22 protein-coding genes and 1 tRNA gene are annotated in these 21,272 nt (G+C 66.2%); 17 read left to right on the top strand and 6 right to left on the bottom strand.

Features of this window, described 5'->3' with window-relative positions:
• Positions 1–84 precede the first annotated feature (84 nt).
• Entirely contained in the window at positions 85–612 is a 528-nt protein-coding gene (locus ASE00_RS16735) for an outer membrane protein (RefSeq protein ID WP_056382365.1), read from the top strand.
• Positions 613–731: 119 nt separating this feature from the next.
• On the opposite strand, the gene ASE00_RS16730 is transcribed toward ASE00_RS16735, so the two are convergent.
• Positions 732–2,138, bottom strand: a complete 1,407-nt coding sequence (locus ASE00_RS16730; protein WP_056382361.1) for a methyl-accepting chemotaxis protein — start codon at positions 2,136–2,138, stop codon at positions 732–734.
• 103 nt (positions 2,139–2,241) lie between these two features.
• Between ASE00_RS16730 and ASE00_RS16725 the strand changes: the two genes are divergently transcribed.
• The 4 genes from ASE00_RS16725 to ASE00_RS16710 all read left to right on the top strand — a co-directional run bounded on the left by ASE00_RS16725 (position 2,242) and on the right by ASE00_RS16710 (position 7,011).
• Entirely contained in the window at positions 2,242–3,123 is an 882-nt protein-coding gene (locus ASE00_RS16725; RefSeq protein WP_056382359.1) for a Ku protein, read from the top strand.
• Positions 3,124–3,251: 128 nt separating this feature from the next.
• Positions 3,252–5,756, top strand: a complete 2,505-nt coding sequence (ligD, locus tag ASE00_RS16720; RefSeq protein ID WP_056382357.1) for a DNA ligase D — start codon at positions 3,252–3,254, stop codon at positions 5,754–5,756.
• An 18-nt stretch (positions 5,757–5,774) separates the two neighbouring features.
• Entirely contained in the window at positions 5,775–6,113 is a 339-nt protein-coding gene (locus ASE00_RS16715) for an antibiotic biosynthesis monooxygenase family protein (RefSeq protein WP_056382355.1), read from the top strand.
• Between the two features lie 43 nt (positions 6,114–6,156).
• Positions 6,157–7,011 (top strand): SDR family oxidoreductase, encoded by an 855-nt coding sequence (locus ASE00_RS16710; protein WP_056382353.1) that lies wholly within the window; start codon positions 6,157–6,159, stop codon positions 7,009–7,011.
• A gap of 83 nt (positions 7,012–7,094) precedes the next feature.
• Here ASE00_RS16710 and ASE00_RS16705 read toward each other — a convergent pair whose 3' ends face one another.
• Both ASE00_RS16705 and ASE00_RS16700 read right to left on the bottom strand, forming a co-directional pair.
• Positions 7,095–7,328 (bottom strand): hypothetical protein, encoded by a 234-nt coding sequence (locus ASE00_RS16705; RefSeq protein WP_056382351.1) that lies wholly within the window; start codon positions 7,326–7,328, stop codon positions 7,095–7,097.
• A 218-nt stretch (positions 7,329–7,546) separates the two neighbouring features.
• Positions 7,547–7,960, bottom strand: a complete 414-nt coding sequence (locus ASE00_RS16700) for an RrF2 family transcriptional regulator (RefSeq protein WP_056382349.1) — start codon at positions 7,958–7,960, stop codon at positions 7,547–7,549.
• Positions 7,961–8,107: 147 nt separating this feature from the next.
• On the opposite strand from ASE00_RS16700, the gene ASE00_RS16695 reads away from it, so the two are divergent.
• Both ASE00_RS16695 and ASE00_RS16690 read left to right on the top strand, forming a co-directional pair.
• Positions 8,108–8,184, top strand: a tRNA-His gene (locus tag ASE00_RS16695).
• 94 nt (positions 8,185–8,278) lie between these two features.
• Complete coding sequence (locus ASE00_RS16690) at positions 8,279–9,328, top strand: Glu/Leu/Phe/Val family dehydrogenase (protein WP_056382348.1); 1,050 nt, start codon at positions 8,279–8,281, stop codon at positions 9,326–9,328.
• A gap of 148 nt (positions 9,329–9,476) precedes the next feature.
• Here the strand turns inward: ASE00_RS16690 and ASE00_RS16685 are convergent, their stop codons facing one another.
• Positions 9,477–10,397, bottom strand: coding sequence for a DMT family transporter (locus ASE00_RS16685; protein ID WP_056382346.1), 921 nt, complete (start codon positions 10,395–10,397; stop codon positions 9,477–9,479).
• A 123-nt stretch (positions 10,398–10,520) separates the two neighbouring features.
• On the opposite strand from ASE00_RS16685, the gene ccmC reads away from it, so the two are divergent.
• Genes ccmC through ASE00_RS16655 form a run of 7 tightly spaced genes read left to right on the top strand, consistent with a single transcriptional unit; the run spans position 10,521 to position 15,320 of the window.
• Entirely contained in the window at positions 10,521–11,237 is a 717-nt protein-coding gene (gene ccmC, locus ASE00_RS16680) for a heme ABC transporter permease CcmC (RefSeq protein ID WP_056382344.1), read from the top strand.
• Positions 11,234–11,365, top strand: coding sequence for a heme exporter protein CcmD (locus ASE00_RS23585; RefSeq protein WP_156405474.1), 132 nt, complete (start codon positions 11,234–11,236; stop codon positions 11,363–11,365). Before ccmC ends, ASE00_RS23585 begins: the two co-directional genes overlap by 4 nt.
• A gap of 14 nt (positions 11,366–11,379) precedes the next feature.
• Complete coding sequence (ccmE, locus tag ASE00_RS16675) at positions 11,380–11,841, top strand: cytochrome c maturation protein CcmE (protein WP_056382342.1); 462 nt, start codon at positions 11,380–11,382, stop codon at positions 11,839–11,841.
• Positions 11,838–13,760 carry a heme lyase CcmF/NrfE family subunit gene (locus ASE00_RS16670; RefSeq protein ID WP_056382340.1) on the top strand — a complete coding sequence of 641 codons (1,923 nt, stop codon included), beginning with the start codon at positions 11,838–11,840 and terminating at the stop codon, positions 13,758–13,760. The genes ccmE and ASE00_RS16670 overlap by 4 nt, the downstream gene beginning before the upstream one ends.
• Positions 13,757–14,284, top strand: a complete 528-nt coding sequence (locus ASE00_RS16665; protein WP_056382338.1) for a DsbE family thiol:disulfide interchange protein — start codon at positions 13,757–13,759, stop codon at positions 14,282–14,284. The genes ASE00_RS16670 and ASE00_RS16665 overlap by 4 nt, the downstream gene beginning before the upstream one ends.
• On the top strand, positions 14,281–14,691 hold the full coding sequence (locus ASE00_RS16660) for a cytochrome c-type biogenesis protein CcmH (RefSeq protein WP_056382336.1): 411 nt from the start codon (positions 14,281–14,283) through the stop codon (positions 14,689–14,691). Before ASE00_RS16665 ends, ASE00_RS16660 begins: the two co-directional genes overlap by 4 nt.
• Entirely contained in the window at positions 14,691–15,320 is a 630-nt protein-coding gene (locus tag ASE00_RS16655; RefSeq protein ID WP_235538720.1) for a tetratricopeptide repeat protein, read from the top strand. Before ASE00_RS16660 ends, ASE00_RS16655 begins: the two co-directional genes overlap by 1 nt.
• Positions 15,321–15,474: 154 nt before the next feature.
• On the opposite strand, the gene ald is transcribed toward ASE00_RS16655, so the two are convergent.
• Positions 15,475–16,572, bottom strand: coding sequence for an alanine dehydrogenase (gene ald / locus ASE00_RS16650; protein ID WP_056382650.1), 1,098 nt, complete (start codon positions 16,570–16,572; stop codon positions 15,475–15,477).
• 136 nt (positions 16,573–16,708) lie between these two features.
• Between ald and ASE00_RS16645 the strand changes: the two genes are divergently transcribed.
• Positions 16,709–17,149, top strand: a complete 441-nt coding sequence (locus ASE00_RS16645; protein WP_200957952.1) for an Lrp/AsnC family transcriptional regulator — start codon at positions 16,709–16,711, stop codon at positions 17,147–17,149.
• Here ASE00_RS16645 and ASE00_RS16640 read toward each other — a convergent pair.
• Positions 17,118–18,521 carry an MFS transporter gene (locus tag ASE00_RS16640; RefSeq protein ID WP_056382334.1) on the bottom strand — a complete coding sequence of 468 codons (1,404 nt, stop codon included), beginning with the start codon at positions 18,519–18,521 and terminating at the stop codon, positions 17,118–17,120. The two genes, ASE00_RS16645 and ASE00_RS16640, sit on opposite strands and share 32 nt — an antisense overlap.
• Before the next feature lie 68 nt (positions 18,522–18,589).
• On the opposite strand from ASE00_RS16640, the gene ASE00_RS16635 reads away from it, so the two are divergent.
• Positions 18,590–19,021, top strand: a complete 432-nt coding sequence (locus ASE00_RS16635) for a helix-turn-helix domain-containing protein (RefSeq protein ID WP_156405473.1) — start codon at positions 18,590–18,592, stop codon at positions 19,019–19,021.
• A gap of 170 nt (positions 19,022–19,191) precedes the next feature.
• Positions 19,192–21,141: a potassium transporter Kup gene (locus ASE00_RS16630; protein ID WP_082594770.1), complete on the top strand. Its 1,950-nt coding sequence runs from the start codon at positions 19,192–19,194 to the stop codon at positions 21,139–21,141.
• Positions 21,142–21,272: the final 131 nt, after the last annotated feature.

The following is a 21,272-nucleotide window of genomic DNA, read 5'->3' as shown; positions in this document are numbered from 1 at the left end:
GGCGCATCGTTGTTGCCAGCCGCCGCCGGTCCGCCTAGGGGCCGCCCCGCTGTATCGTAACTACAGCAGATTCAAGGGGATTTTATGAAGAAGTATGTTCTGGCGGCTGTTCTCGCGGCTGGTTTTGCCGCACCCGCCATGGCGCAGGACAACGCCGCGTTCACCGGTTTCCACGTGGAAGCGATCGTCGGCTATGACAATGTCAACGTGTCCGGCGCGAAAAACCCCGATGGCCTTCTCTACGGCATCGGCGCGGGCTACGATATGGCTGTCGGCGGCGTAGTCCTCGGCATCGAAGCCGATGCGACCGACTCGACCGCGAAGCTCAAGCTGGTCGGTCCCGACGTCGAAACCGATCGCGACCTGTACATCGGCGGCCGTCTTGGCACCGTCGTCGGCTCGGGCCTGCTCTATGTGAAGGCGGGCTACACCAATGCGCGTCTCGAAGTGAACGGCTTCGGCGGCAGCAACGGCGACGGCGTCCGCGCCGGCCTCGGCTATGAATATGTCCTTTCCGGCAAGACCTTCGTCAAGGTCGAGTATCGCTACTCGAACTATGAAGCCGGCCTGAGCCGCAACCAGGGCGTCGCCGCATTTGGCATCCGCTTCTGATCATGCGCGGGGCCTGGCGATCCGCCGGGCCCGTTCGTGGAGGGTGGGACAAGCGCTCATCCGCATAGCAGAAACCCTCCTTGGGCCGGTCCCGGGGAGGGTTTTCTTTGGGTGGCCCCTCAGTCGAGATAGGCGAATTCGACGTTGCCCCAGCGCCGCCCGCGAACGTACAGGGGCAGGCTGACGCTTTTCACCGGGCGATAGCGGCCGCCGCCGAGATCCTGGCGGTAGGTTTCGAGGACGAAGGGCGCGTCGCTCTTCAGGTTTGCCGCGGTCTGCGGGTCCATGAAGAAGCGGCGGTTGCGGCAATGCTCGGCATTCCACAGCGGATCGGGCCCCTGCGGGTGCGAGCGGCTGCTGATATGGGTCGGCAGGAAGCCGTTGGCGTCGATGATCGCGGCGGCCAGAACGCGCTGGTCGGCGGCGACCGCGTGGTCGAGCAGCGGCCGGACATGGGCATCGGCGAAAGCGACCAGGCGGTTGCTGAACTGTTCGGGGTTGCTGCCGGGGATCGGCGCATAGGCGGTATCGAACAGGGCGTCGGCGGTCAGCGACCCGTCGTCGAGCGCGCTTTCGATGCCGCGCCGGATATCGAACATCAGGCGGCGTGCGCTGTCGATGAAGGGCGTGTCGGCAGTCGGTACGCCCGTGCTCGACACCAGGTTGAGCAGCTCGTTCGACATGTGTTCGAGATGGTTGAGCCGGTCGCTGGCTTCGCCGAGCGCCGCACTGTTCGCCTGCGCATCGCCGCTGAGGCCGGTCAGGCCCATTTGGAAATCATGGACGGTGCGGCGGATCGCGAGCGATCCCTCGGCGATGTTGCCGCTGCGGCTATCGAGCGCGTCGACAAAGTTCAGGGTCTCGCCGAGCACCAGCGCGAGTTCAGCGGTGCGCGCGCGGGCTTCGCCGCCGCTGGCGACCCCGGCGTCGATCTCGTCGCCGATGCCCTTCGCTTCCTGGCTGAGCCGGTCGATCGTCCGGGCGATATGTTCGGTGGCGTTGCGGCTGTCCGATGCGAGTTTCTTGACCTCGCCCGCGACCACCGCGAAGCCGCGCCCGGCCTCGCCCGCGCGGGCGGCCTCGAGCGTCGCGTTGAGCGCAAGGAGATTGGTCTGGCGGCCGATGCGGTCGATCGTCAGGGCGACACCCTGTACCTCGCGCAGGGCCTCCTCCAGTTTATCCATCCGCGCGCCGAGACGCAGCACCAGATCGGTGAGCCCGGCGAAGCTTTCGATCGCGCCGTCGACGACCGGCTTCGAGCGTTCGAGATGATGGCGGGCCTGGCTGGCATATTCGCGGGCTTCGGCGGCAGCGTCGGTGACCTGTTCCTGCTCGCCGAGCAGGTCGGTCGCGGCCTGGCGGAGCTGGCCGAGCAGATCGGCCTGGGCGACGATCTTGTCGCCGACGCCGACGACATTGCCGCCGACGTCGCTGCACTCGATCGCGAAACGGCCGCAGCGCCGGGCGATCTCGGCGATCGCCTCATGCAGCTTTGCGCTCTCCGTCGTGACCGGGCTCTGGTCCATTAGACGGCGGTATAGAGCGGCTTGGTAAACAGTTTCTTGCAACGGGGAACGAAGCGCGCGCTAAAGGTTTGAATCAGCCTGTCATTCCGCAGGAGGAATCATCATGGCCGCGCGTGCCTATTGGCAGGGGCAGATCCGCCTCGCGCTCGTGTCGATCCCGGTCGAGATCTACAATGCGACCAGCAGCAGCGCCACGGTCGCCTTTCACCAGATCCACGAACCGTCGGGCAAGCGGATCAAATATGAGAAGGTCGTGCCCGGCGTCGGGCCGGTCGACACCGACGACATCGTCAAAGGCTATGAGGTGTCGAAGGGCAATTACGTCCTGCTCGAACAGGACGAGATCGACGCGGTCAAGCTGGAGAGCAAGCGGACGCTGGAGCTGATCCAGTTCGTCGATGCCGACGCGATCGACGTGCTCTATTTCGAGAAGCCCTATTATGTCGTTCCCGCCGACGAGCTGGCCGAGGAGGCGTTCATCGTGCTGCGCGAGGCGCTGCGCCGGACGAAGAAGGTCGGGCTCGGCCAGCTGGCGATGCGCGGGCGCGAATATGTGGTGAGCCTGAAGCCCTGCGGGCGCGGCATGGTGCTGGAGACGCTGCGCTACGCTGACGAGGTGCGCAAGGCGCAGAGCTATTTCCGCGACATTCCCGACAGTAAGCCCGACGCCGACTTGCTCGACCTGGCCGAGACGCTGATCGAGAAGAAGAGCGCGAAGTTCGATGCGAGCGAATTCCACGACCGCTATGTCGATGCCCTGAAAGGGCTGATCGAGAAAAAGAAGAAGGCGAAGGGCGGCAAGAAGATATTGGAGGATGTCGAGGAGCCCGGCGCGCCGCGCAAGGGCAATGTCATCGACCTGATGGCGGCGCTGAAGAAGTCGGTCGACAGTGGTGGCGGCGCGGCGGCCAAGGCGGGGGCGGCGAAGAAGCCCGCCGCGAAGAAGCCCGCGGTGGAAAAGGCTCCCGCGCGGAAGCGGGCCTGAGGCATGGTCGGGTTCGAACCCCTCATCCTTACCGTCACCCCGGGCTTGACCCGGGGTCCCGCTTCTTCAATCCACCCGCAAAGAAAAGCGGGACCCCGGGTCAAGCCCGGGGTGACGGTATTTCGCTGATGGCCGGGCTCGACGACTATAACCGGAAGCGCGATTTCAAGAAGACTCGCGAGCCTGCGGGCCGGCTGGAGAAGCGGGGGCAGCACCGATTCATCGTTCAGAAGCATGACGCGACGCGGCTGCATTACGACTTCCGGCTGGAGATGGACGGTGTCCTGAAAAGCTGGGCGGTGACGCGCGGACCGAGCCCTAACCCCGAGGACAAGCGGCTGGCGGTGCGGACCGAAGATCATCCGGTGTCCTATGCGAGCTTCGAGGGGACGATCCCCGAGGGCGAATATGGCGGCGGCACGGTGATGCTCTGGGATCAGGGCACATGGGCGCCGATCGCTGGCAAGAGCGAAAAGGATCTGGAGAAAGGGCATCTGCACTTCACCCTCGATGGCGAGCGGATGAAGGGCGAATGGTTGTTGGTGCGCATCAAGGGCAGGCCCGGCGAGAAGCGCGAGAACTGGCTGCTCCGCAAGATCGACGACGATGCGGCGGGCGGCAGCGACGATCTGGTCGCACGCGAACTGACCAGCGTGAAGACCGGCCGGACCATGGCCGAGATCGCTGCCGACAAGAAGGGCGAGGCGAGCCTGAAAGGCAAGCGCGGCAAGGCGTTCGACGCGATCATGGCCGAAACCGAGAAGCATGTCCGGACCAGGGCCAAGCCGCGCGTCAGTCGGGCGGCGAAGGCGGCGGGCAATCCGCCTGCCTTTCGCAAGCCGCAGCTGGCGACGCTGGTCGATCATGTCCCGGCAGGCAATGGTTGGATTCATGAGATCAAATTCGACGGCTATCGCGCGCTGATCGGGGTGGCCGGGGACAAGGTGAAGATCCACACCCGTAGCGGGCTTGACTGGACCGAGAAGTTCGCCCCGATCGCCGAGGCGATCGCAGCGCTCGAGCTGCCGCCCTGCCTGATCGACGGCGAGATCGTCAGCCCCGACGACAAGGGCAATCCAAGTTTCTCTGCCTTGCAGAGGGCGATCAAGGGCGAAGGTGGGGGATTCGAACTGTTCGCCTTCGACCTGCTGTCGCTGAATGGCGAGGACCTGACCAAGCTCGGCAATGTCGAGCGCAAGGCAAAGCTCGCCGCGCTACTGCCCGACAGCGATCCGGTGATCCATTATGCCGACCATGTCGTCGGCGCGGGCGAGAAGCTGTTCGAGGCGATGTGCAAGGCCGGGCAGGAGGGGATCATCGCCAAGAAGGCCGACGCCCCCTATCGCGGCGATCGCACGACCAGCTGGGTGAAGGTGAAATGCACCCGGCGGCAGGAATTCGTCATCATCGGCTGGTCCAGCAGCGACAAGAGCAGCCGCCGCTTCCGCGCGCTGTTGCTTGCCCAGCACAAGGACGGCAGGCTGATCTATGCCGGCAAGGTCGGTACCGGCTTCAATCAGGACAGCATGGAGATGCTGCGTGAGAAGTTCGCCGCCCTGGCGCAAGAGAGCGCTGCTGCCGATGTGCCGCGCAGCGAGCGGCGCGGCGCACACTGGATCCGGCCCGAGCTGGTGGCGGAGATCGCTTTCGCCGAGTTCACCCATGACGATGTCCTGCGCCATGCCAGCTTCCTCGGCCTGCGGTCTGACAAGAAGGCCGCCGAGGTGAAACGCGAGGAGCCGACGCCGGTGAAGGAGATCGAACAGGCGGAGCCGGTGGTGACGATCAGCAACCGCGACCGAGTGATCTTCCCTGAGGCCAAGGCGACCAAGGGCGACCTCGCCGACTATTATCAGGCGATCGGGCCGCTGATCCTGCCGTGGCTGGCCCGCCGCCCGGTCAGCCTCGTCCGCTGTCCGCAGGGTCGCGGCAAGCAGTGCTTCTTCCAGAAGCATGACTCAGGCAGTTTCGGCGACACCGTCCACCATGTACCGGTGCGCGAGAAGGACGGCGACGTGGAGGATTATCTCTATGTCGAGGACATCGCGGGGATATTGAGCTGCGTGCAGATGGGCACGATCGAGTTCCATGTCTGGGGATCGCGGGTCGAGGACATCGAGAAGGCCGAGCGGCTGATCTTCGACCTCGATCCCGATGTCGGGCTCGACTTTGACGATGTGAAGAGGGCCGCGAAGGACATCAGGACGATGCTGGCCGACATCGGGCTGGTCAGCTTCCCGATGCTGTCGGGCGGCAAGGGCATCCATGTGATCGTGCCGTTGACCCCGGAGGCCGAATGGCCGCAGGTCAAGGATTTCTGCCACCGCTTCGCCGAGGCGCTGGCCCAGGCCGAGCCCGATCGCTTCGTCGCGAACATGGCGAAGGCCAAGCGGGTGGGCCGCATCTTCGTCGACTATCTGCGCAACCAGCGCGGCGCGACTGCAGTCGTCCCCTATGGCGTACGGGCGCGCGAGAATGCGCCGGTCGCGGCGCCGGTAAGCTGGGACGAGCTCGACGGTTTCGACAAGGCGAGCGCGTTCACGATCCGGGACGTCAAGAAACTGCTGGCGCGCGCCTCGTCCAAGGCGTTGAAAGGATGGGGCGTCGCAGAGCAGCGTCTGCCGGACGTATGACCGAGAGGGGAGGCGCGGATGTTCGTCGCGGTATACTGGTGGCGGGTGCACCCCGGCAAGGAGGAGCAATTCATCAAGGCATGGTCGCGCGGCACTGACCTGATCCGGGCCAAATATGGCAGCTACGGATCGCGGCTGCACCGCGATGCCGACGGCCGCTTCGTCGGCTATGCCGAATGGCCCGACGAGGCGACCTGGCGCTACGCTTTTGATCACAAGATGACCTATGAGGAGCCGGAGACGCGCGCCGCGTTCGAGGATGCGGTTGCCGAGGTGCCGCCCGATGCCGACCCGATCTTCACGATGGAGGTGGTGAGCGACCGGCTCGTTACGCGGGCCGCGCCCGCAACGGACTGAACTGGCTCGCTTTCCTTTCGTTGAGCGGCGAAAGGAGAGTGTCATGACCGACCAGCAGCAGGCGATGATCCATGAGGATGGCCTTCCGGGTCACGAAAGCGAACTTGAGCCGAAGCCCGACTGGGCGCCGCGCTATCCGGGCTCGGGGCGGCTCGACGGCAAAGTTGCGCTGATCACCGGGGCCGATAGCGGCATCGGCCGCGCGGTGGCGGCGCTCTATGCCCGCGAGGGGGCCGACATCGCGATCCTCTACCTATGCGAGCATGACGACGCGCGGAAGACCGCCGAGATCGTCGGGCGCGAAGGCCGCAAGGCTATCACCATCGCAGGCGATGTCGGCGACAAGGATTTCTGCGAGCGGGCGGTCGCGGAGGCGGTCGAGAAGCTGGGGCGGCTCGACATCCTCGTCAACAATGCCGGCGAGCAGCATCCCGACCAGGATATCACCGACATCAGCGAGGCGCAGCTGCGCCGGACCTTCCAGACGAACATCTTCGGGATGTTCTTCCTGACCCAGGCGGCGCGTCCGCACCTAAAGCCCGGCGCGGCGATCATCAATTGCACGTCGGTGACCATGTACCAGGGCAGCAAGGAGTTGCTCGATTATTCGAGCACCAAGGGGGCGATCACTGCCTTCACCCGCTCGTTGTCGGAGAATCTGGTCGGCGAGGGCATCCGGGTCAATGCGGTGGCGCCGGGACCGATCTGGACCCCGCTCAACCCGAGCGGCGGCGCGAGCCCGGAAAAGCTGGAGCATTTCGGCGAAAGCACCCCGATGGGGCGGCCTGGCCAGCCCAACGAGGTAGCGCCGAGCTTCCTGTTCCTGGCCTGCGAGGACGCCAGCTACATGTCGGGGCAAGTGTTGCATCCCAATGGCGGTACGATCGTCAATGGGTGAGAGTAATATTGGCAGTAAAAAATGGGCGCCCCCGAAGGGACGCCCATTCTTTTCAGTAATGGCGGCCCGCTAAGGCCAGCCGATTACTTCTTGTCTTCGACCGCGTCAGCAGCGTTCTCAGCGGCGTCGGCAGCGTTCTCGAGGCTGCTTTCGACGGCTTCGTTCGAAGCGTGGTCAGCAGCGTTGTCGAGCGCGTCGGCCTGGTTCTCAAGCGCCGCAGCGGCATTGTCGGCGGCGTTCTCAGCCGGCGTCTGCTTGCTGCAAGCGGCGACCGACATCAGGCCGGCGGCAACCAAAACGAGTGCGAACTTCTTCATTCGAGCAGCTCCCATAGCATTATATCGGCCCGGCTCGAATGCCGTTCCTGAACGCTGACATAACGCGGGCATATGGGCCGTCAACGAAAAATCGACATGAATCGAAGGGTTAACGCTAACGCGAAGTCGCCGCGGGTAGCCCGGGATGTCACGAATCGGGGTCAAAAATCCGAGGGAAACCGGGGATCGTTGCGGAGGCGGCTCCGGCGTCCGCCGGTTCAGATCGCAACGGTTTCGGCGAGCGACAACCTGTCGAGAATATTGGCCGTTTCGTCGCGCACCGACAGCATCACCGCGCGCAGCCGGCATTCGGCCTCGGTCACGCAATGATCGCACGGCGCATAGGCGAGCCTTGCCGCGCAAGGCACCAGCGCGAGCGAGCCGCGGGTCGCGCGCACGATATCGCCATAGGTGATCTCACTCGGCGGGCGCGACAGCCAGTAGCCGCCCTCCTTGCCGCGCATCGTCTCGACGAAGCCGGCGCGCTTCATCTCAGACAGGATCACCGTCAGGAACTTGCCCGGGATATTCTGCTTGTCAGCGATTTCGGCGAGCTGGATCGGCCCCTCGCCATAATGGTCGCCCAGATGCAGGAGCGCGCGGATCGCATACCGGGTTCGTTGGGACAGCACGGAACGCCTTGTGGGACCAAGCGACGGGCGAGGCAAGCCCAACCATGTTAAAATGGTAGAGTTACGTGGACCCCCGATCCGCGCTTGCCACCGGAAGGGGCTTTGCCTATGGAGCGCCGGTCGGCGACGCCCAGCGGCGTCCCTGTGGCGATCGTAGCTCAATTGGTTAGAGCGCCGGTTTGTGGTACCGGAGGTTGCGGGTTCAATCCCCGTCGATCGCCCCATTTCCCTTTGCGGCTATAGCGGCATTTTTCGGGTGGCATTCGCCGTCGAATAATATTATTGCGCGTCCACGCAATCTAATTTCGCGAGGCTCGCATGACCGCTCCCTGGACCTATCCCGACTTCGACGACCATGAGGGCGTCCACCTGTTCCGCGACGCGGCGTCGGGGCTTACTGCGGTCATCGCGCTGCATTCGACCCATCTCGGGCCGGCCGCGGGCGGCACACGGTTCTGGCATTATGCCGATCCGGCCGACGCGATCACCGACGCGCTGCGTCTGTCGCGGGGCATGAGCTTCAAGAACGCGATGGCCGGCCTGCCGATGGGCGGCGGCAAGGCAGTGGTCCTCGCCGATTCGCTCCGCACCAAGACGCCCGAGATGCTGGCCGCCTTCGGCCGCGCGGTCGAGGCCCTCGGCGGGCGCTACATCACCGCCGAGGATGTCGGCATGTCCGACGCCGACATGGTCGCGATCTCGCGCGAGACGAAGCATGTCTCGGGCCTGCCGGTGGCGGCGGGCCATGCGGGCGGCGATCCCGGCCCGACCACCGCGAAGGGCGTCTATTTGGGCGTCCGCGCGGCTATTTCGCGCGGGCTGGGCAAGCAGGATGCGGCGGGCGTGCATGTCGCGATCCAGGGGGTCGGCAGCGTCGGCGGCGGGCTGGCCCGGCTGCTGGCCAAGGACGGCGCCAAGCTGACCTTGGCCGACGCCGATGCGAAGCGCGCCAAGGCGCTGGCCGACGAACTGGGTGCGACAGCGGTCGCGGCGGCCGACATCATGACGGTCGAGGCCGATGTCCTCAGCCCCTGTGCGCTTGGCGCGATCCTCGACGAGCGTTCGATTGCGGCGCTGCAGGTTCCGATCGTCGCGGGCGGGGCGAACAATCAGCTGGCGGCCCCGGCGGATGCCGATCGCATCCACGCGCGCGGCATCCTCTATGCGCCCGACTATGTCATCAACGCAGGCGGAATCATCAACGTCGCGCTCGAATATCTGGGCCAGGGCGATCGCGCTGAGGTCGAGGCGCGGGTCGCGAAGATCCCCGAGCGGCTGGATCAGATCTGGACGGAGAGTGCGGCTAGCGGGGTTCCGTCGGCCGTTGTCGCCGATCGCATGGCGATGAAGCTGATCGGCAGGGGTTAATCGATTTCGTCGTCCCAGGCTTGATCCGGGATTCCGCTCTTCTACCGCCTGCACGCGACGGAAGCGGGACCCCGGATCAAGCAACCGTGGACAGATCATGCGGAAGCGGGATCTGTCCGGGGTGACGTATGAAACTACTGCGCCAGCTTTATTCGATCGGCGGGGTGGCGGGCATCAGGTTGCGATTGAGCCGGTGCTCGCGCCATGCGGTGTAGAGCCCGCTGCCGACGATCAGCGTGGCGCCCGCCAGCATGTTAAGGCCTGGGACGACCGACCAGACCAGCCATCCCAGGATGCTGGCCCAAACGATCTGCGCATAGTCGAAGGGCGCGACCACCGACACCGGCGCCGCCTGCAGCGACATCGTCATCAGCACCTGTGCCACCGCGCCGAACATTCCGCCAAGGATGAGCATCAGCCATGTTTCGGGCGGGTGGGTGTGACCCAGAAAGATCATCCCCACTCCGCTTACGGTCATCGAGCAGACAAAGAACCAGAAGACGATCGCGCCGACATGTTCGGTGCCGCCCAACTGGCGAACCGTGACGGTGACGCCCGCGGTGCCGATCGCGCCGCCTATCGCGATGATGACGCCGAGATGATCGATCGGCTGGCCTCCGGGCCGCACGATCATCGCGACCCCTAGAAAGCCGATCGCGACGGCGGTCCAGCGGTGGCGGCCGACCTTGTCGTTGAGCAGTAGCGCCGACAATATCGTCGCGAAGATGGGTGCGGAAAAGCCGATCGTCACGGCATCGGGAAGCGACAACCGGCTCAACGCGCCGAAATTGAGCAAAACGCCCGTAATGCCGATCGCCGAGCGGATGAGGTGCGCGCGGGGCCTTTGGGTGCGGATCATGCCGAGGCCCGGGCCGATCATCAGCCAGACCAGCACGACGGGCATGCCGAACAGCGAGCGATAGAAGACCATCTCGATGACGCCCGCACCACCCTCGCTCGCCTTCTTGAGCGAGGCTATCATCGCGGCGAAGCCCAGCACCGCCAGTGAGCGCAAAATGATTCCGCGCAGGTGGTGATGATGCTGGTCATGGGGCTTTGACGGTGACATCGCGCCGCCCCATGGGCCGTAACCGGTGTCCGGGCAACCCTTGGGCATCAATCTATGAGATGACAGGCCCCTATTGCGCCGCGCACTTTCCACCCGCCCCAAGCTGTTCTATGGCGTCCGCCCGTGCACATATTCGCAAATCCCGCCCGCTTCCTGTCGATCGCCCGCCCGCTGACGCCGTGGCTCGGCTGGGCCGGTGCTGCGATGATCGCGGTCTCGCTGGTCGCCGGCCTGTTCCTGACCCCGCCCGACTATCTGCAGGGGGAGAGCGTCCGGATCATGTACGTCCACGTCCCCGCCGCCTGGCTGGGCATGGCGGGTTGGTCGGGGATCGCAGTTTCCAGCCTTATGCAGCTGATCTGGCGGCACCCGCTGGCGTCGGTCGCGGCACGCGCGATCGCGGTGCCGGGCGCACTGTTCGCGGCGATCTGCCTGATCACCGGTTCGCTGTGGGGCCGCCCGACCTGGGGCACCTATTGGGAATGGGACGGGCGGCTGACCTCGATGCTGGTGCTGTTCTTCCTTTACCTCGCTTATATCGCGCTATCCTCGGCGGGCGCGGAGCGCGGCAGCAACGACCGCATCTCGGCGATCTTCGGCGTGGTCGGCGCGGTCAACATCCCGGTCATCCATTATTCGGTCGAATGGTGGCGCACGCTCCATCAGGGGCAGAGCATCGGGCTGGGCGGATCGAAGATCGACCCATCGCTGCTCTGGCCGCTGCTACTGTCGACGCTGGGCTTCTCGCTGCTGTTCGGCGCGATCGTGCTGATGCGGATGCGCGCGCTGCTCGCCCAGGCCAAGGTCGAAGCGCGGCTGAAGAGGATAGCGACGGAATGAACCACTGGCCCTTCATCATTGCGGCCTATGCGATCAGCATGATCGGCACGATCGGCGTCGTCGCGGTCAGCTTCGCCGCGATGCGCCGCGCCGAGAAGCAGGCCGACGCGCTCACCCGCCGGGACTGAGGGGACCCGAAAGCATGAAAGCGAAGAACCAGCGATTGATCCTGGCCTTGCTCGCGGTCGTCGCGATCATCGGCGCGGCGCTGCTCGCCATGTCCGCGCTGAAGGACGAGGCGGCCTATTTCTACACGCCCGCCGACGCGAAGAGGGACCATGTCGAGGTCGGCCGCGCGGTGCGGCTGGGCGGCATGGTGCAGAAGGGATCGATCAAGCGGCAGGCCGACGGCGTGACGATCGACTTCGTCGTCACCGACGGGATCGAGACCGTGCCGGTGCGCTTCACCGGGATCGTGCCCGACCTGTTCAAGGAGGATTCGGGCGTCGTCGCGGAAGGCAGCTTCCAGACCGATGGCAGCTTCCTGGCCACCAACATCCTCGCCAAGCATGACGAGCGTTACATGCCGCCGCAGATCGCGGGCGAGATGCACAAGACCGAAAGCCTGGAGGCCGATGGCGGCCAGCAAAAGGGACCGAAATGATCGCTGAAGCAGGATTGGCGCTGCTCTGGCTGGCGGCGGCGCTGGCAGCGTTGCAGCTGGCGCTGGGCGCGATGGGGGTGGCGAGCCACCGGACCGACCTGCTGGGCGCGGTGCGGCCGGTGGCGGTGGTGCAGGCGGTGCTGACCGGGCTCGCCTTCCTGGCGCTGATCTATCTGTTCGTGACGGTCGACCTGTCGGTGAAGCTGGTCGCCGCCAACAACGCATCGACCAAGCCGCTGCTGTATAAGTTCGCCGGCACCTGGGGGAACCACGAAGGCTCGATGCTGATGTGGGTGACGATCCTCGCGGTGGCGGGCGGCGCGGTGGCGCTGTTCGAGCGCCGGCTGAACGAGCGGACGCTGATCGCGACGCTGGCGGCGCAGGCGGCGATCGGGCTAGGCTTCTATGCCTTCCTGCTGTTCGCCTCCAACCCCTTCGCGCGGCTCAACCCCGCGCCGGTCGAGGGGCAGGGGCTCAACCCGCTGCTGCAGGATCCGGGCCTCGCCTTCCACCCGCCGACGCTCTACCTCGGTTATGTCGGCCTGTCGGTCGCCTTCTCCTTCGCGGTCGGCGCGCTGATTACCCGCGACGTCGGCGCGGCTTTTGCCCGGGCGATGCGGCCTTGGGTGCTGGGCGCGTGGATATTGCTGACGATCGGTATCACCGCGGGCAGCTACTGGGCCTATTATGAGCTGGGCTGGGGCGGCTGGTGGTTCTGGGACCCAGTCGAGAACGCTTCGCTGATGCCGTGGCTCGCCGCGACCGCGCTGCTTCATTCGGTGACGGTGCTGGCGACCCGCGAAGGCCTGCGCGCCTGGACGGTGATGCTCGCGGTGGTCGCCTTCTCGATGTCGATGGTCGGCACCTTCCTGGTTCGATCGGGCATCCTCACTAGCGTCCACGCCTTCGCGGTCGATCCCAAACGTGGTTCGTTCATCCTCGTGCTGCTCGCGCTCTATATCGGCGGCGCGCTTGCGCTGTTCGGGCTACGCGTCGGCACGGTGCGCGAGGGATCGCGCTTCGACGCGGTCAGCCGCGAGGGATCGCTGGTCATCAACAACCTGCTCCTGTCGGCGATCCTCGGCATCGTCCTGGTCGGCACGCTCTATCCGCTGATGGCCGAGGCGGTGACCGGCGAGAAGCTGTCGGTCGGCCCGCCCTATTTTAACAGCGCGGCCGGGCCGCTCGCGCTCGTGCTCGTCGCGGTTATGGCGGCGGGGCCGCTGATGCGCTGGCGGCGCGATGACCTCAAGGCCACGCTGACCCGGCTCGCCATCCCGGTGCTGGTCGCGGCGGTGGCGCTGCTGCTCGTGATCCTGCTGGCACCGGGCATCGGCATATTGCCGCTGCTCGGCCTTGTTGCAGCCAGCGGCGTCGGCCTCGCCAGCCTCGCGCCCTTGTGGAAGCGCAACCTCCGCCGCACCCCGCTCTATATCTATGGCATGGTGATCGCGCATCTCGGCATCGCGGTCAGCCTGGGCGGGATGGCGTCCGAGCGCGCCTTTAACAAGGAGACGCTGGTCGCCGCCCGGATCGGCGAGACCTATCATGTCGGCCCCTATGCGATCCGGCTGACCGGGGTCGAACCGGTGGCGGGCCCCAACTATACGGCCATCCAGGGCACCATCGTCGCGCAGCGCGGCGACAATGCCGCGTTTACGCTGCACCCGGAGACGCGGACCTTCCCCTCGCCGCAGACCGAGACCAACGAGGCAGCTATCACCACCGTGCTCGACGGTCAGCTTTATGTCGTGGTGGGCAAGTCCGACGACGAGGGGCGCTGGCAGCTGCGGCTGTGGTGGAAGCCGTTCGTCACGCTGATCTGGGCGGGCGGCATCCTGGTCGCGCTGGGCGGGTTGCTGTCGCTGGTCGGCCGGGTGCGCCGCGACATGCGCCATGCACCGGGACATGACGCATGAGGAAGCCGCTGATCTGGGCGCCGCTCGGGCTGTTCCTCCTCTTTCTCGCCGTCTTCGCGGGCGGGCTGATCAGCCCCGAGAGCAAGACGATCCCGTCGAAGCTGGTCGGCAAGCCGATGCCCGCCTTCGCGCTGGCCCCGGCGGTGCCCGGCAAGCCCGGCGCGAGCAGCGCGGGGCTCGCCAACGGCCAGCCGCATCTCGTCAACGTCTTCGCCAGCTGGTGCATCCCCTGCATTACCGAGGCGCCGCAGCTCGGCCAGCTCAAGGATGCGGGGGTGCCGATCATCGGCATCGCGATCCGCGACCGGCCCGAGGATCTGATGCGCTTCCTGCAGCAGCGGGGCGACCCCTATGCCGCGATCGGCAGCGACCCGAACAGCCATGTCCAGATCGCGCTGGGATCGGCCGGCGTGCCCGAGACCTTCATCGTCGACGGCAAGGGCATCATTCGCAAGCAGCATATCGGCGCGATCAATCCCGAGGATGTGCCCGGCATCATGTCGGCGCTGGGAGAGGCGAAATGAGGGGTGCTCTCGTCGCGGTCGCGCTGCTGGTGGCGACCCCCGTGTTGGCCGACTCGCTGATGCCGGCGGCGAAATATGCCAATGAGCAGCTGCCCGACCGGGCGCAGGAGGCGAAGGCCAAGGCGTTGATGGAGACGTTGCGCTGTCTGGTCTGCCAGGGCCAGTCGATCGCCGACTCGGATGCCGAGATGGCGGGCGACATGCGCGCGCTGGTGCGCACCCGGATCGAGGCGGGCGAGAAGCCCGAGGATATCCGCCGCTGGCTGATCGAACGCTATGGCGACTGGGTGAGCTACAAGCCGCCGCTCGATGGATTGACCTGGCCGCTCTACGCGCTGCCGGCGGTGTTCCTGGCCTTTGGCCTGTGGATCGTGAGCGGGCGTCTGAAGCGCCGGAGGAAGGGCTGATGGGCTGGCTGATTTTCCTAGGGCTGGCGGCGATCGTCGCAGGCGTGCTGTGGCGCTTCGGGCGGCTGCCCAAGGGCGGGATCGAACTGGTTGGCGCGACGCTGTTCCTCGCCATCGCAGGCTATGCATGGCAGGGCAGTCCCGGCCTGCCCGGCAAGCCGACCCCCGCGCCCGAGACGGCGAAGCAGCCCGACAGCGAGTCGGCGGTCGAGCGGCAGAAGATGTTCAGCAAGATCGGCAGTGACGCCGACGTGCTGCGCTCAGCCGACGGTCTGCAGAGCCAGGGCCTGACCCAATATGCCATCGCGGTGATCAAGATGGGGCTGGAGAAGCGGCCGAACAGCGCCGACCTGTGGGTCGGTCTCGGCAATGAGCTGGTGATTCACGGCGGCGGGCTGATGTCTCCCGCCGCACAGCTCGCCTTCCAGCGCGCCGAGGCGATCGCGCCCGACCATCCGGGCCCGCCCTTCTTCATGGGGCTGGCCTATGCCCAGGCGGGGCAGCTTGACCGAGCTGAAAGCGTGTGGCGCGCGCTGCTCGACCGCAGCCCGGCCAATGCGTCGTGGCGGCCGGAGCTGGAGCAGCGGCTGGTCGAGATCGAGGCGATGAAGCAGCAGATGGCGCGCTGAAGGTGCGCTTTGGCTGAATCCAGAGCGGCAGGCCCGGTCGCCCGGGCCTGCCGCTCCTTCATTTTCGGGAGAGGGCTTCGCGCAGGAGGGGTCCGCGCGACCGGCTATTGGGGCTGCCGGCCCTCTCCTATCTCCACCCCGGGGGGAGGGGAGATCAGGCGACGAAGGGCAGTTCGAGCGCCTCCGCCACAGCTTGATGACGGATTTGTCCGCCAGAAACATTGAGCCCCGCCGCGAGATGCGGGTCCGCCGCCATCGCTGCCTCCGCGCCGAGATTGGCGAGCTTGAGGACGAAGGGCAGGGTCGCGTTGTTCAGCGCGAAGGCCGAGGTGCGCGCGACCGCGCCGGGCATGTTGGCCACGCAATAATGGATCACGCCGTCGACTTCAAAGACGGGATCGCTGTGGGTGGTGGCGTGGCTGGTCTCGAAGCAGCCGCCCTGATCGATCGCAATGTCGACCAGCACCGATCCGCGCTTCATGGTCTTGAGCATGTCGCGGGTGACGAGCTTGGGCGCGGCGGCGCCGGGCACCAGCACCGCGCCGATCACCAGATGCGCGCCGGCGACCGCGGAGGCGATCGCCGTCTTGGATGCGTAGACGGTCTTGATCTGGCTGCCGAAAAACATGTCGAGTTCGGCGAGGCGATCATTGCTGATGTCGTAGATGGTGACGTCGGCGCGCATGCCGACCGCCATCTGCGCCGCGTTGACGCCGGCCACGCCGCCGCCGAGGATCGCGACCTTCGCGGGGGCGACGCCGGGGACGCCGCCGAGCAGCACGCCGCGACCGCCCTGTTCCTTCTCCAGGTAATGCGCGCCGACCTGGATCGACATGCGGCCCGCGACTTCGGACATCGGCTTGAGCAGCGGCAGCGCCCCCGAGCGCGAGGTGACCGTTTCATAGGCGATGCAGGTCGCGCCCGACTTCATCAGTCCCTCGGCCTGCGGCTTGTCGGCGGCGAGGTGGAGATAGGTGAAGAGGGTGTGGCGCGCCTCGAGCAGCGCGATTTCGGACGGCTGCGGCTCCTTGACCTTCACGATCATGTCCGCACCCGCGAACACCGCAGGGGCGTCGGCGACGATCAACGCACCGACGTCCTTATAATCCTGGTCCTCGAAATCGATGCCGAGGCCCGCACCGGTCTGGACGATGACCTGATGGCCCGCCGCGACCAGCTCGGCGACCGACGCCGGGGTGAGGCCGACACGATATTCGTGATTCTTGATTTCCTTGGGAACACCGATCCGCATCTCAAAATCTCCCCTGAAGAGCCGATTGCCGATCATAACGCCGATGCTTCGGGAAAAGTTTGTGAAGTGCGGCGGGAGGGCGTGCCGGACGCATGAAGCTTGCAAAAATATGGGATATTGTGCGATAATTTCTCGCATGGATCGCATCGATGACAAAATTCTCGCGCAACTTGCGACCGACTCGGGATTGACTAGTGAGGAACTGGGGCAGCGGGTCGGGCTTTCCCCGTCCGCCGCGCACCGCCGGGTAAAGGCGCTGGAGGCGTCGGGGCTGATCCGCGGCTATCGTGCGCGCCTGTCGCGCGCTGCGCGTGGCAACCCGTCGACGGTGTTCGTGCAGGTGACGCTGGTCGATCAGCGCCAGGCGACGATGATGGCGTTCGAAAAGGCGCTGGAGCGCACCGCGCAGGTCAGCGAGGCCTATCTGATGAGTGGTGAGTCCGACTATCTGATCAAGGTGCTGGTCCGCGCCGACGACAGCTATGAGCGGGTCCATCGCGAGATATTGTCGGCGCTTCCCGGCGTCCACCGCCTCGTCACCCAGTTCACGATCCGGACGCTGGCGACCGAGGACTGAGCGCGAGCGCAACCATCGCCAGTGCGCACCCGACGGCGAAGCCGGTCCGCATGCCGAAGGCGATCTGTCCGGCGGGCGCGGCCATGACGTCCGCGGCGCCCGCGGCCCATGCGAAGACCGCGCCCATCACCGACGCGCCGCTGATCAGGCCGAGGTTGCGCGACAGGTTAAGCAGGCCCGAGACGAGGCCGCGTTGCGCGTCGGCCGCTTCCGCCATAATGGCACCGTTGCAGGCCGCCTGGAACAGCGCATAGCTGGAGGTCAGCAGGACGACCGGCAGGATATAGCCCGCGACGCCTAGGCGGAGGGGCAGGAGGCTCAGCAGCAGCGATGCCGCCGCCATGCCGGTCAACCCCGTCCGGACGGTTCTCGCGCTGCCGACCCTGTCGGCTAGGCGGCCCGCCGGAGCGCCGCAGATCGCGGCGACGACTGGTCCCGCCGACAGCGCGATGCCGACCGTGAGCGGATCGAGCCCCAGCCCTTGCGTGAGATAGAAAGGGCCGACGACGAGGCTGGTCATCATGATCGTCGAGACCAGCGCCGAGGCGATAAGGCCGCCGCGCAGCGCGCGGTTGCCGAACAGCGCCAGCGGGACCAGCGGCGACGCGGCTTTCGCCTCGACGAGCAGGAACAGCAGGCCCGCGACCACGGCGACCGGCAGCAGCGAGGCGACCGGACCGACGGTCATCGCCAGCGCATAGGCCGCGAGGGCCAGGAACAGCAGGAACAGGCCCGCGCCGTCGAGGGCGTTGCGGGCGGGTTGCGCTACGCGCGGACCGGCAGGCAGGCCGCGGCGGATGCATAGGAAGGCAGCGATGCCGAGCGGGACGTTGACGAGGAAGATCGCGGGCCAGCCGAACAGCATGACCAAGACCCCGCCGAGCGCGGGACCGAGCGCCGTGCCCGTCGCCGACATCGCGCCGAGCATCCCCATCGCCTGGCCCATCTTCTCCTTGGGGAGGATGTCGCCGACCGCGGCGACGGTCAGCGCCATCATGGTCGCGGCCCCCACGCCTTGCGCCGCGCGCAGCACGATCAGCCAGCCATAGGAAGGGGCGATGGTGCTCAGCAGCGAGGCGGCGGTGAACAGGACGATCCCGGCAAGCAGCAAGGGCCGCCGACCGACGCTATCGCCGAGCCTGCCCGCCGCGACGCTCAGCGTCGTGACCGCGAGCAGATAGCTGAGGACGATCCACTGCGCCGCGTGAAAGGGCACGGCGAAGGCCCGGCTCAGTGTCGGCAGCGCGGCATTGGCGATACTGGTGGCGAGCGACGGCATCGCCATGGTGAGGCACAGCCCGGCGATCGCGGCGCGAGTCGATCGCCCGCGATCCATACCCTGTGCGCTCGCTGGTTCGATTGTGCATGCCATGCCGATTCCCCTTGTCGTAATTCAGGATGCCGGGCATGCTGCCACCTCAAGTCAACTTGAGGTCAAGCGTGATTCTTCTCGATATCGCCGAGGTGTCGAAACGGTCGGGCCTGCCCGCCGCGACGCTGCGGTTCTACGAGGAGAAGGGGCTGATCGAGTCGCTGGGGCGGCGCGGCCTGCGGAGGACCTTCGACCCCGGGGTGATCGAGCGGCTGGCGCTGATCGCGCTGGGACGGATGGCGGGCTTCTCGCTCGACGATATCGCGGGGATATTCGGCGGCGGCGCGCGGCCCGAGATCGATCGTAGCCTATTGATGGTCAGGGCGGAGGAGGTGGGCCGCAAGATCCAGCAGCTCGAGGCGCTGAAGCGGGGTCTCGAACATGCGGCGGTCTGTCCGGCCCGGGATCATCTCGAATGTCCGTCCTTTCAGCGCCTGACGAATATAGCCGGCGCCAGGATGACCAGGGCGCGATCACGCCGGAGGGCGCCGCGGCGTTGACCGGAAGGCGAAGTCCGCTGCGCCGCTTCGCCCCTTATCATCGTGTCACCGGTTTCCGGCCCTTGTTGCTCCCCGGGGGAACAAATGCTAGTGGCCCGCCGCTATGCGCCTGACGGGGGGACCAGAGGCGCAAAATATGGGCGTTATGCTTCTATGAAATCCATCATCGCATGACGAGCGGACCAGCCGGTGCGGACGGCGCGGCTCCGGCAGTGGACGCGCATGGCTCATCTGCAGGGCATAGCGGCGGCCATGGCGGCATGGCCGCGCTGGTCGTCGGCGCGATCGGCGTCGTGTTCGGCGATATCGGCACCAGTCCGCTCTACGCATTCCGCGAGACCTTCGCCGGGCATCATCCGCTGCCTCCGGACGAGCTTCACATCCTCGGCGTCCTCAGCCTGATCTTCTGGTCGATGATGCTGGTGGTGACGTTCAAATATGTCGCGATCATCATGCGCGCCGACAACAAGGGCGAGGGCGGCAGCCTGGCGCTGCTGGCGCTGATCAACCGCCAGTCCGAGGGGCGCAAGTGGAGCAAGGGCATCGTCCTGCTCGGCGTGTTCGCGACCGCGTTGTTCTATGGCGACAGCATGATCACCCCGGCGATATCGGTGCTGTCGGCGGTCGAGGGCCTGACCACGGTGGAGGCGGGCTTCGGCCGCTGGGTGCTGCCGATCGCGGTGGGCATCCTGATCGGCCTGTTCATGATCCAGTCGCGCGGCACCGCCAAGGTTGGGCGGCTGTTCGGGCCGATCATGCTGGTCTATTTCACCGTGCTGGCCGTGCTGGGCATGTGGCACGTCATCAGCAACCCGCATGTCCTGATCGCGCTCAACCCCTGGTATGCGATCCGCTTCTTCCTGGAAGAGGGTTATTTCGCCTTCCTGGCCATGGGGTCGGTGGTGCTGGCGGTGACCGGCGCGGAGGCGCTCTATGCCGATATGGGCCATTTCGGTCGCAAGCCGATCGGGGTGTCGTGGCTGGTTTTCGTGCTGCCCGCGCTGATGCTCAACTATCTGGGGCAGGGGGCGATGATCCTGTCGCAGGACATGGCGACCGCGCTGCAGACGATCCACAGTCCCTTCTTCCTGCTCGCCCCCGAGATGCTGCGCCTGCCGCTCGTCATCCTCGCCACGATGGCGACGGTGATCGCCAGCCAGGCGGTGATCACCGGGGCCTTCTCGGTCACCCAGCAGGCGATCCAGCTGGGCTTCATCCCGCGCCTGCGCATCACCCACACCAGCGCCGGTTCGATCGGCCAGATTTATATCCCGGCGATGAACTGGGGGCTGATGGTGATGGTGATCCTGCTGGTCATGTCCTTCCGCACCTCGTCCAATCTGGCCGCCGCCTATGGCATCGCGGTGACCGGCGCGATGGCGATCGACACCTGCCTGATCGCGGTGGTTCTGATCTATCTGTGGGGCTGGAAGAAGTGGGTGGCAGCGCCGCTGATCGCGGGCTTCGCGCTGGTCGACCTCGCCTATTTCGGCGCGAACCTGACCAAGGTTCCCGATGGCGGCTGGTTCCCGCTGCTGATCGGCTTCATCGCCTTCACCATGCTGACGACCTGGGCGCGTGGCCGTGCGCTGATGATCGACCGGCTGCGCGAGGCGGCGATGCCGGTGAAGGTGTTCGTCCAGTCGGCGGTCAGTTCCGCGGTGCGGGTACCCGGCACGGCGGTATTCATGACCTCGCAGGCGCAGGGGGTGCCGCACGCGCTGCTCCACAACCTCAAGCACAACAAGGTGCTGCACGAGCGGGTGATCCTGCTGACCGTGCGCATCGCCGACGTGCCTTATGTCGTCACCGGCCAGCGCACCGAATATACCGATCTCGGCCAGGGCTTCTACCGCATGGTGATCAACTATGGCTTCATGGAAGATCCCGACGTGCCCGCCGAACTTGGCCGGACGAAGACCTGCGGCGCGGATTTCCGGATGATGGACACCAGCTTCTTCCTGGCGCGGCAGACGCTGCTCGCGTCGGAAAAGCCCGGCATGGCGATCTGGCGCGAGAAGCTGTTCGCCTGGATGCTGCGCAACGCCGAAAGCGCAATGGAGTTCTTCAAGCTGCCGACGAACCGCGTGGTGGAATTGGGCAGTCAGGTCGAGATTTAGGGCGGGTCGTCACTCGAACCCGAGCTTCGTCATATTGGTTTCGTCATCCCGGACGTGATCCGGGATCCCGCTTTCTGGCCGCGTCATAGGAAGAAGCTGGACCCCGGATCAAGTCCGGGGCGACGGTAGGT

This window comes from Sphingomonas sp. Root710, from assembly GCF_001429065.1.
GTDB lineage: Bacteria > Pseudomonadota > Alphaproteobacteria > Sphingomonadales > Sphingomonadaceae > Rhizorhabdus.
This window is presented reverse-complemented; position numbering and strand designations above follow the sequence as displayed.